General features: G+C 46.1%; 10 protein-coding genes, 1 tRNA gene and 1 pseudogene. 11 read left to right on the top strand and 1 reads right to left on the bottom strand.

Going from position 1 to position 9807, the window contains the following annotated elements; genetic code table 11:
• Positions 1 to 205 precede the first annotated feature (205 nt).
• Positions 206 to 280, top strand: a tRNA-Val gene (locus tag BG32_RS03775).
• 21 nt (positions 281 to 301) lie between these two features.
• Here the strand turns inward: BG32_RS03775 and BG32_RS03770 are convergent.
• Positions 302 to 1150, bottom strand: a complete 849-nt coding sequence (locus tag BG32_RS03770; RefSeq protein WP_121526402.1) for a purine-nucleoside phosphorylase — start codon at positions 1148 to 1150, stop codon at positions 302 to 304.
• Positions 1151 to 1270: 120 nt separating this feature from the next.
• Between BG32_RS03770 and BG32_RS03765 the strand changes: the two are divergent.
• From BG32_RS03765 to rpsO, 10 genes and pseudogenes are all read left to right on the top strand, one after another.
• A pseudogene (locus BG32_RS03765) lies at positions 1271 to 3012 on the top strand (proline--tRNA ligase).
• Positions 3012 to 3923: a signal recognition particle-docking protein FtsY gene (gene ftsY / locus BG32_RS03760; RefSeq protein ID WP_099771490.1), complete on the top strand. Its 912-nt coding sequence runs from the start codon at positions 3012 to 3014 to the stop codon at positions 3921 to 3923. The pseudogene BG32_RS03765 and the gene ftsY overlap by 1 nt, the downstream one beginning before the upstream one ends.
• A gap of 2 nt (positions 3924 to 3925) precedes the next feature.
• Positions 3926 to 4390 carry an Rrf2 family transcriptional regulator gene (locus BG32_RS03755; RefSeq protein ID WP_099771489.1) on the top strand — a complete coding sequence of 155 codons (465 nt, stop codon included), beginning with the start codon at positions 3926 to 3928 and terminating at the stop codon, positions 4388 to 4390.
• 59 nt (positions 4391 to 4449) lie between these two features.
• Positions 4450 to 4926 (top strand): pantetheine-phosphate adenylyltransferase, encoded by a 477-nt coding sequence (gene coaD, locus BG32_RS03750; RefSeq protein ID WP_014730104.1) that lies wholly within the window; start codon positions 4450 to 4452, stop codon positions 4924 to 4926.
• Positions 4927 to 5004: 78 nt separating this feature from the next.
• Complete coding sequence (gene tsf / locus BG32_RS03745) at positions 5005 to 5610, top strand: translation elongation factor Ts (RefSeq protein ID WP_014730103.1); 606 nt, start codon at positions 5005 to 5007, stop codon at positions 5608 to 5610.
• Between the two features lie 45 nt (positions 5611 to 5655).
• Positions 5656 to 6357, top strand: a complete 702-nt coding sequence (locus BG32_RS03740) for a uridine monophosphate kinase (protein ID WP_014730102.1) — start codon at positions 5656 to 5658, stop codon at positions 6355 to 6357.
• Between the two features lie 14 nt (positions 6358 to 6371).
• Complete coding sequence (eno, locus tag BG32_RS03735; protein ID WP_121526401.1) at positions 6372 to 7655, top strand: phosphopyruvate hydratase; 1284 nt, start codon at positions 6372 to 6374, stop codon at positions 7653 to 7655.
• Positions 7656 to 7714: 59 nt separating this feature from the next.
• Entirely contained in the window at positions 7715 to 8383 is a 669-nt protein-coding gene (sdaAB, locus tag BG32_RS03730) for an L-serine ammonia-lyase, iron-sulfur-dependent subunit beta (protein ID WP_121526400.1), read from the top strand.
• Complete coding sequence (locus tag BG32_RS03725; RefSeq protein ID WP_099771484.1) at positions 8380 to 9261, top strand: L-serine ammonia-lyase, iron-sulfur-dependent, subunit beta; 882 nt, start codon at positions 8380 to 8382, stop codon at positions 9259 to 9261. Before sdaAB ends, BG32_RS03725 begins: the two co-directional genes overlap by 4 nt.
• Before the next feature lie 82 nt (positions 9262 to 9343).
• Positions 9344 to 9604 carry a 30S ribosomal protein S15 gene (gene rpsO / locus BG32_RS03720; protein WP_006491437.1) on the top strand — a complete coding sequence of 87 codons (261 nt, stop codon included), beginning with the start codon at positions 9344 to 9346 and terminating at the stop codon, positions 9602 to 9604.
• Positions 9605 to 9807: the final 203 nt, after the last annotated feature.

The raw sequence follows: 9807 nt of genomic DNA, 5'->3' as shown, positions 1-9807 counted from the left end.
AAAAGTACAGTAAGTGTTACCAGTAAAATCTTTCTCACTAATGTTGCCCCCTTTCAAAATAGAGATGAGTGTGATACTACAATTATAATCTATGGAGCCTCCAAATTCAAAATACCGTTAACCTGTACGTATTATTTCGGAAGCCAAAGCATTTTCACTTGTTCTTGACAACGCTCTTAAGACGATGGTAGAATCAATCTTGTTCGGGTGCGTAGCTCAGTGGAAGAGCGCTTCCTTGACGAGGAAGAGGCCGTAGGTTCAATCCCTACCGCACCCACCAAAGGGGAGAGTGTAGCTCTCCCTATATTTTTTCTAGAGTCTTAAGTATCAATTTGCTTATATCGTTGCCAGCTTTTTTTGCCATTTCCAGAACTTCTTCGGCAGTTAGCGGCTTCAGATCCTCGGCTACTGCCCTGTCGGAAATCGCCGATAGTCCCAATACTCTAATACCTGCATGCCGGGCAACGATGACCTCCGGAACTGTCGACATACCCACGGCATCCGCACCGAACCGTCGCAGCATTCTCAGCTCTGCTGGAGTCTCGAAGTTTGGCCCGGCCACTCCAACATATACACCTTCATACACTCCGATTCCAAGTTCTTTCGCAGAAAGAAGAGCCTTGCTCAAGAGGTCTCTGTCGACTGGCTCGCTCATATCGGGGAAACGCGGGCCCCATTCGTCAACATTCTGACCTATTAGAGGGTTGTCGCCTATGAAATTGATAATATCCCTTATAAGCATGACTCTACCTACTTCAAAGTCCGGATTCAGGCCACCGGAAGCGTTTGTAATCAGGAGAACCTCCACACCCAGTTCCTGCATTATTCTTATGGGAAAGGTGACGGTTCTCATTGAGTAACCTTCATAGAAGTGGAAGCGACCATTCATAAGCATTACACTATGATGGAGGGCATTTCCGAAAATTAATTCGCCCTTATGACCTGGAGCGGTAGACAACGGGAAGCCGGGGATCTCATCGTAAGGAATTGAAACGGCATTTTCAAGGCTCTTCGACACGTCTCCAAGACCGCTGCCAAGAATTACCGCAACTTTAGGCTGCAAATCGACTTCCTTTTCTATGAAGTGAGCGGCTCTTTTGACATTTTCTACATAGTCCCTAAGCTCTTCCTGAAGCAAGGAAATACTCATGCTCGTCCTCCTTATAAGACATATACTTCATTATATCAAAACGTCAAACAGCTTGCTGGAACTATGCTATAATCTCACTGAATTAGTCCTGATTAGCTTATTTTCGAGAGGAGAGATCTAATGAGGTTTTCACAGCTTTACGCCCCAACATTGAAAGAAGCTCCCGCCGACGCGACTTGATAAGTATCAAACTACTCGTTCGTGGTGGATTTGTGAGAAAAGTAGCGGCAGGCATCTATTCCTTTCTTCCGCTCGGTTTTCGTGTTCTGAAGAAGATTGAGGATATCGTCCGTCAGGAGATGAACGCTATTGGTTCTCAAGAAATTCTTATGCCGATCATTCAGCCGGCTGAGTTATGGCACGAGACTGGCAGATGGGACGACTATGGACCGGAAATGATGAGAATGCAGGATAGGCATGAGCGGTTCTTCACGCTAGGGCCTACCCATGAAGAGATCATTACCCATCTTCTAAGAAACGAGCTTAATTCATACAAGCAGCTTCCCGTTTCGCTTTATCAGATAGCTATGAAATACAGAGACGAGATTCGCCCCAGATTCGGACTCATGAGATCAAGAGAATTTCTTATGAAGGACGCATACAGTTTTCATGGTTCATGGTCCTCATTAGATGAGACCTACAAGCAGTTCTATGGTGCATACAGTAAGATTCTCCAAAGGATAGGACTGGAATTTCTCGTTGTGGAAGCTGATTCCGGGGCCATTGGCGGTAATGAGTCTCACGAATTCAACGTTCTAGCCGATTACGGTGAATCCACTCTGTTCTATTGCGACTGTGGCTACGCGGCCTCCGATGAAAAAGCGGAGTATCTGTTGCAAGAAGAATCTCAAGAAGGGGCTGTTGCTGACTTAAAGATAGTTCCTACACCGAATTCCAGGACGGTAGAAGAGGTTTCGGCTTTCCTTGAAGTGACCTCGAGGAATATTGTGAAGTCCCTAATATATAAAGGTAGAAAGGGCTACTATATGGCTCTGATTCGCGGAAACGAAGAGTTGAACGAATCAAAACTGAAGGCCGCTCTAGAGGACCAGACTCTCGTTATGGCAACCCCTCAGGAGGTTCTGGATTTACTGGGAGTTCCGATCGGTTTTGTCGGTCCAATTGGCCTTCCAAAAGAAGTCACAATCATTGCAGATCATACAATAAAAGGTTTGAAAAACGCGGTTTGTGGTGCACTGAAAGAGGGGTATCATTATTCCGGTGTTCTTCCCGGACGCGACTTCACAATTGATTCCTGGCACGATCTCAAAATGGTTACTGAAGGAGATCCCTGTCCTAAATGCGGGGCACCTATGAAATCGGCAAAGGGCATCGAAGTAGGACATATTTTCAAACTCGGGACGAAATATTCGGAAAAGATGAACGGATACGTGACCGACGAAAAAGGTAATAGTATTCATTATATTATGGGCTGTTACGGCTGGGGTGTGTCTAGAACTATTAGCGCCATAGTTGAGCAGCTTCATGATGAAAATGGTATCATCTGGCCGCTAGCTGTAGCTCCGTTCGACATCATCGTAACTGCGGTCAACATAAAGGATCCTATCGTCTCAGAGAAATCCATACAACTATACGATATTTTAAGTGACGCGGGCTTCGACGTTCTCCTCGACGATAGAGAGATATCTCCCGGAATGAAGTTCAAAGACGCAGACCTTATAGGGATTCCCGTAAGAATAACGCTCGGCAAGAAGCTTGCCCAAGGTATAGTCGAAGTGAAACCAAGAACGGAGAAGAAACCACTTGAAGTTAGTATTGTAGATGGATTCGATACCCTTCTGGAAGAGATCAGGAAAGAGCTCTCTAATTACAGACCTGTTAGCAAGATGGAGGCCGAATAATGGGAGTTTTTTCTAGACTTAACGATGGTTTGAAGAGGACCAGAGAAGGCTTCTTCAAGAGGGTAAGAAAACTTCTCTCTTTTGAATCGCTTGATTCTGACTCACTTGAAGAAATCGAGGAGCTCCTGATATTGTCCGATATGGGTTCCGAAACGGCTGAGGAAGTCATCGAAGCTTTGAAAGATAGAATGGATAAAGGGAAGGAACCCGTTGAGGTACTGAAAGAAGTCCTTGTCGAGATACTTGACATACCCTTTGAGGTGCCACAATCGAGACCTTACGTAGTTTCGGTGGTCGGCGTTAACGGCACCGGAAAGACAACCACAATAGGCAAGCTTTCCAAACTCTACTCGAGCAATGGAAACAAAGTGGTTCTCGCTGCCTGTGACACTTTTAGGGCAGCCGCAGTAGAACAACTTAGAATTTGGAGTGAAAGAGCGAACGTTGACTTCATAAGCCAGGGTCAGGGCGCCGATTCCGCAGCAGTGGCCTTTGACGCTGTAAGCCACGCAGTAAGTAAGGGAAAGGATGTAGTGATTGTCGACACGGCAGGCAGATTGCACACCCGAAGCAACCTGATGGAAGAACTGAAGAAAGTACATAGAGTAATCGGCAAAGCATCGCCCGGAGCTCCTAATGAAGTATTGCTTGTAATTGATGCAACTACGGGACAGAATGGTCTGGTACAGGCCAAAAAATTCAAAGAAGCTGTCGATGTCACCGGGATCGTACTGACGAAGCTTGATGGTACCGCTAAAGGTGGTATTATTTTCGCTATTGTAAAGGAACTTGGGATACCGGTGAGATATATAGGCGTAGGAGAAAAGGAAGATGATTTGAAACCCTTTGACAGCAGGGAATTCGTGAACGCTCTTTTGTCTACCGGGGAAGAGGGTTCAGAGGAGGCTTAGAAATGGGTTTTACGCTTAAAAGCAGTTATGCTTTGAGAGCACTTTATAAAATGGCAAAGTCGACCCGCGAAGGAAAGGATAAGCTCTCGCTCGTCGAGATCGTCCAGGGAAATGAGATTCCGAGAGATTTTCTGGAGAAGATCTTCGGTGAACTGAGACAGGCGGGGATAATAAAAGCCGTAAGAGGCAGGTATGGCGGATACTGTCTGGCGAGACCTGCAAACGAGATACTACTGAGAGACGTTATACTGAAGCTCGATAAACCTATGAATTCATATCCGTGTCTTCAGCAGAACGGAAAGTGTCTTGAAGACCCGAATTGTACTGTTAAGTATGTATGGTTCAAACTATACAACGCAATGATGAGAGAACTCGGTTCTATGACTCTCGAGAATCTGCTTGAATACGGCGATAAAATTGCTCAGAACCCCTTGGAATCAAATGAGATGAAGGATAATCTCGAGTAGAAGACTTTGAAAGGAGGGGCGCCTGACCGACAAACAAAGAGTCGTTGGCGTCGAATAAAATGAAAGCCGTTTATCCAGGTTCCTTTGATCCGATAACATACGGTCACATAGATTTGGTCGAAAGATGCAGCAAAATCTTTGACGAGGTTCTGGTGCTCGTCATGGAAAACGTAAACAAGAAACATTTTTTTAGTCATGAAGAGAGAATTGAAATGGTAAGGTGTGGCGTGTCTCATCTGGAGAACGTTACGATCATAACTTACAGCGGGCTTCTAGTTGATTTCGCCAAAGCCAATGATGTTAAGATCATAATTCGTGGTCTCAGAGCCGTATCAGACTTTGAGCTCGAGCTTCAAATGGCTCACGCCAATAAGGCTATGCTTCAAGAGCTGGAAACGCTTTTTCTAATGACAGACACTTCCAACTCTTTCATTTCTTCTTCTATGGTCCGTGAAATAGCGGCATTTGGGGGAGACATTTCCAAATGGGTTCCGCCTTGCGTACAGGAAGAATTCAGAAGAAAGCTCGGGAAATGACTTAACATCACGGAAAATATTAACTGTACAACTGGGTTATAATTTTTCTTGGAATTTTAATGGAGGAGGACATGAAAAATGGCAAATATCACCAGCGACATGGTAAAGAAACTCCGTGATGCCACTCAAGCGGGCATGATGGATTGTAAAAAGGCGTTGGTCGAAACCGATGGAGATTTCGATCAGGCAAAGGACTATCTCAGGAAGAAGGGGATACTGAAGGCAGACAAGGTTTCGGGAAGAGAGACGGCCGAAGGACTTGTTTATTCTTATATTCATCACAACGACAAACTCGGGGTACTTCTCGAGCTCAACTGTGTCACCGACTTTGTGGCGAGAATGGAAGAATTCAAAGAGCTTGCTCACAAGATCGCTCTGCAGTTGGCTGCTATGGGAGCTAGATTTATCTCCCGCGAACACGTGCCTCAGGAGATCATAGATAAAGAGAAGGAAATATACACTGAACAGATGAAAGATAGCGGAAAGCCAGCAAACATAATAGAGAGAATCGTTGAAAGCAAGCTCGAGAGTTTCTACAAGGACAATTGCCTTATCGAGCAGGAATACGTTTTTGAAAGCGGCAAGACGATAAACGATCTCCTTGTCGAACTGATTGCGAAGACCGGCGAGAACATTAAAATCAGCAGATTTGTCCGCTGGCAAGTTGGAGAGTCTGAGAACTGAGTCTGAAAGGTGAGCCTGGTGCTCACCTTTTTTTCGGAGGTGCTTATGTATAAGAGAGTGCTCTTGAAACTCAGCGGTGAGGTTTTGAGCGGAGAAGGCGCGAGAGGATTTGATTCAGAGAGAACTTCCTTTCTCATCGAAGAACTCCGCCCGGTTATTGAAAAGGAAATTCAACTTGCAATAGTGATCGGTGCGGGAAATCTTATAAGGGGTCGTGAACTGTCGAATATGAGAGGATCAAGAGCCGATGAGCTTGGGATACTTGGCACCATTATGAACGCCCTTTATTTGAAGGAAGCACTCTGCGTGAACGGTTTCGAGACGATAGCAGTCTCCTCGATTGCCGGTATTTCTTCTCTAGTTGAGCACAGATACGATACCATTGAAGATGCTCTAAATGAGGGAAAGATAGTCGTTTTTGGCGGCGGGACATATCTGCCTTTTTTTACGACGGACACAGCTGCCGCAGTGAGGGCAGTCGAAATCGGCGCAGATGTTTTGATAAAGGGCACGAAGGTTGATGGAGTATATGACAAAGATCCTAAGACGAATGAAGACGCTACCAAGATTGACAGAACAACCTTCTCTGAGGCTATCGAGAAGGGATTAGGAATCATGGATATAGAAGCCTTCTCGATTTGTCAGAGGTATGGATTATCCGTTAGAGTTATAGACTTCTTCAACAAGGGTAACCTGTTCGATGCTATAATAGGCGGGAAAACAGGCACGGTAGTTTTACCTGATTAATTGGAGGTGGAGAAATGTACGCTCAAATCGTTGATTTAGTAGCCAGGGAGGTACTTGATTCAAGGGGGACCCCAACAGTTGAGGCCGAGGTATGGCTTGACGACGGTGGTCATGGTAGAGCAATAGTCCCTTCAGGAGCTTCAACCGGGAAGTTCGAGGCTCTTGAACTAAGAGATGGAGATAAGAAAAGATTTCTCGGAAAGGGCACGCTAAAGGCGGTTGAAAATATAAACGAAGTGATCGCTCCTGAAATCATAGGAATGAATGCCTTTGACCAGATAACTCTTGATGCGGCCCTTCTTGAGCTTGATGGAACTGAAAACAAGGACAAGCTTGGTGCCAATGCAATTCTTGCCGTCTCAATGGCAGTTGCACGTGCCGCGGCCGATAGTATCGATACACCGCTGTACAAATATCTAGGCGGAGTCAACGCAAAGGTTCTTCCTGTACCGTTTATGAACATCGTAAATGGTGGAAAACACGCAGACAACAACCTGGATATCCAGGAGTTCATGATAGTGCCCGCCGGCTTCAAGCATTTTAGAGATGCCCTTAGAGCCGGAGTAGAAGTCTTCCATAATCTGAAGAAGCTCTTGAAGGATAGCGGTCACGTCACTGCAGTAGGTGATGAAGGCGGATTTGCTCCGAGTTTTGAAAACAACGAGGCCGCGCTGAAATACATCATAAACGCTATAGACGCGGCCGGTTACAAGGCAGGAGAAGAGATCATGATTGCCCTTGATTGTGCAGCGAACGAATTCTACAACGAAGACAAGGGCCTCTATAACATCGACGGGAAAGAGCTCACTCCAGATCAGCTGATCGAATACTACTCGAATCTCACGAAGAGATACCCAATAATCTCAATTGAAGACCCATTTGCCGAAGAGGACTGGGAAAGCTTTGCAAAGTTCACGAGAGAGATTGGAGACACTATTCAGATTGTTGGAGACGATCTTTTCGTTACCAATATAAAGAGACTCAAAAAAGGCATCGAGAAGAAATCGGCCAATTCTATTCTAATCAAGCTCAACCAGATCGGTTCTGTCACTGAGACTCTCAACACGATCGAGTATGCGCAAAAGCACGGAATGACCTGTGTAATCTCACACAGATCTGGAGAAACTGAAGATACTTTTATTTCTCACCTTGCCGTAGCCGCTAACACAGGCATGATAAAGACAGGTTCTGCATCAAGGACTGACAGAATTGCGAAGTATAACGAGCTTCTGAGAATCGAAGAAGAACTCGGAGAACAGGCACAGTTCAGAGGAAGGGAATCCTTCTATAATCTTTAACTGATAATCATTGTAGCGCGGGGCCTGTAAGGTTCCGCGTTTTCATTGGAGGAAGAAAGATGCTGCTAGACATCATTGGTCCGGCAATTGTGGGGCCGTCGAGCTCCCATACCGCCGGCATGGCAAGGTTAGGCAGGGCCTTTCGGTCACTCTTTGCCAAAACGCCTAACGAAGTGCGATTTGTGCTCAACTCACCGCTCTTCGCAACTTTCAGGGGCCACGGTTCAGATAGAGCTCTCGTCGGCGGAATAATGGGGATCAAGGAATCCGATCCCATGCTAAGAGACTCCTTCCAAATAGCGAAAGACAAGGGCATCTATTTCACTTTCGAAGAAGAAGACATGGGTGACTTTCATCCAAACACAGTTAAGATCAATGGGAGCTCCGGAGAGTCCTTCTTGACAGTGACAGGAGCATCGGTTGGTGGCGGTTCGGTAAGGATTACTGCGATAGATGATTTTGAAACCGACGTTACTGGAAAGTATCCCTCGCTAGTGATACTGAACGCAGATATTCCCGGGGCTCTTTCAAAGATTGTAGGGGCGATTTCTTCGAGCGATATGAACATCAGCAATCTCTTTCTTTCAAGAGTAGACCCGTTCAGGCACGAGGCTTTATGCGTAGTCGAACTGGATAATGAACCCGACGAGTATCTGCTTAGTGCAATAAAAAGGCTTGAAGTCGTGAAGAAAGTATCCTATCTCGAAAGGCTGGATTCACTGGTATGATAATGAAGTTTGAAGACCTGGTAAGAGCCGCAAGAGACTCGAAGACTCCGCTTCATAAAGTCGTGTCTGACTGGTACATGATGAGTACTGGAAATGATCCGAAAGTTGCCGAAGATACCGCAAAGGAACTGGTCGGAGAGATGATGAGTTCTTACCGCAGCAGGCTCGAAAAACCCGAGAAATCTCTTACTGGCTGGGTCGGAGATAACGATGAAAAGGCGAGAAATCACGCTCCTGAGTTTCTCAGTCCGCTGGTTTATTCAGGAGTTGGAGTTGCCCTCTCGATGTCTGAGCACAATGCAAGCATGGGGAAAATAGTTGCGTGTCCTACTGCCGGTGCATGTGGTGTCGTTCCGGGAGCCCTCCTTTCTCTTCACTTCAATAGAAATATTGACCTTGAAACACTTGGAAACGCATTGTTGGTTTCTGGAGCTGTAGGCGAGAGGATCAGGAAAAGGGCGTCGATTTCCGGTGCCGTGTCCGGCTGCCAGGCAGAGATAGGTACCGCTACGGCGATGGCTTCAGTTGCCATAGTCTACGCTACGCATCCCGAAGAATACAGTGCGCTTGAGAATGCCCCGGCGCTCGCGTTGAAGTCCCTAATGGGACTTGTGTGCGACCCCGTTGGAGGTTTCGTTGAAATCCCCTGCGTCAAAAGAAATGCGTTTGGTGTATCCATTGCATTCACAGCGGCAGAACTTGCGCTTGCCGGAATTAAGTCGGCCATCCCCTTTGAAGAAGTTGCCGACTCTCTCGGAAGAGTTGGGAGAAGATTACCCGAAGAACTCAAGGAAACGGCAAGAGGAGGGATCGCGATCACTCCGACTGCAAAGAAGATGGTGGCAGACTTCCTGAGTGGAGTTGACAGGAAGGTCTAATCGGTTTAAAATTGCCTTGCCCTATTCTCGGTTTGAGGCATAGCCCATTCTTGGATAGAGGATTATATTGGGAGGCAGATACATGGAAGTTAACAAGCAAGAACTAGTAAAGGAATATCAGATTCACGACAACGATTCGGGTTCGACCGAAGTTCAGATCGCAATTCTCACCGCGAGAATCAGGCATCTCACTGAGCATCTCAAGAAACACCCCAAGGATTTCCATACTAGAAGGGGTCTTCTAAAGTTGGTCGGAAGAAGAAGAAAGATGTTGAGATACATCAAGACCAAGAAGCCTGAAGTCTACCTCGAACTGATAAACAAACTCGGGCTGAGAGGTTGATAGAAGTAGAAATCGTCTGGAGCGGTTTACCGCTCCTTTTTTGCGTGGGTTTTACTCAGCTGATATAATTAATTATTTGATGAAATGAGAAAAAGAGGTGTTATTGTGAGTTATAGGAGATGGGAAAGGGAATTCTTTGGCCAGAAGCTCGTCATAGAAAACGGGAAGATGGCAAAACAGGCTGATGGAGCCGTTGTACTCAG

Origin of the sequence: Mesotoga sp. HF07.pep.5.2.highcov (assembly GCF_003666285.1) — a bacterium.
Lineage (GTDB): Bacteria > Thermotogota > Thermotogae > Petrotogales > Kosmotogaceae > Mesotoga > Mesotoga prima.
Note: the sequence above shows the minus strand (reverse complement) of the source record. Positions and strands in the feature narration are given on the sequence as shown.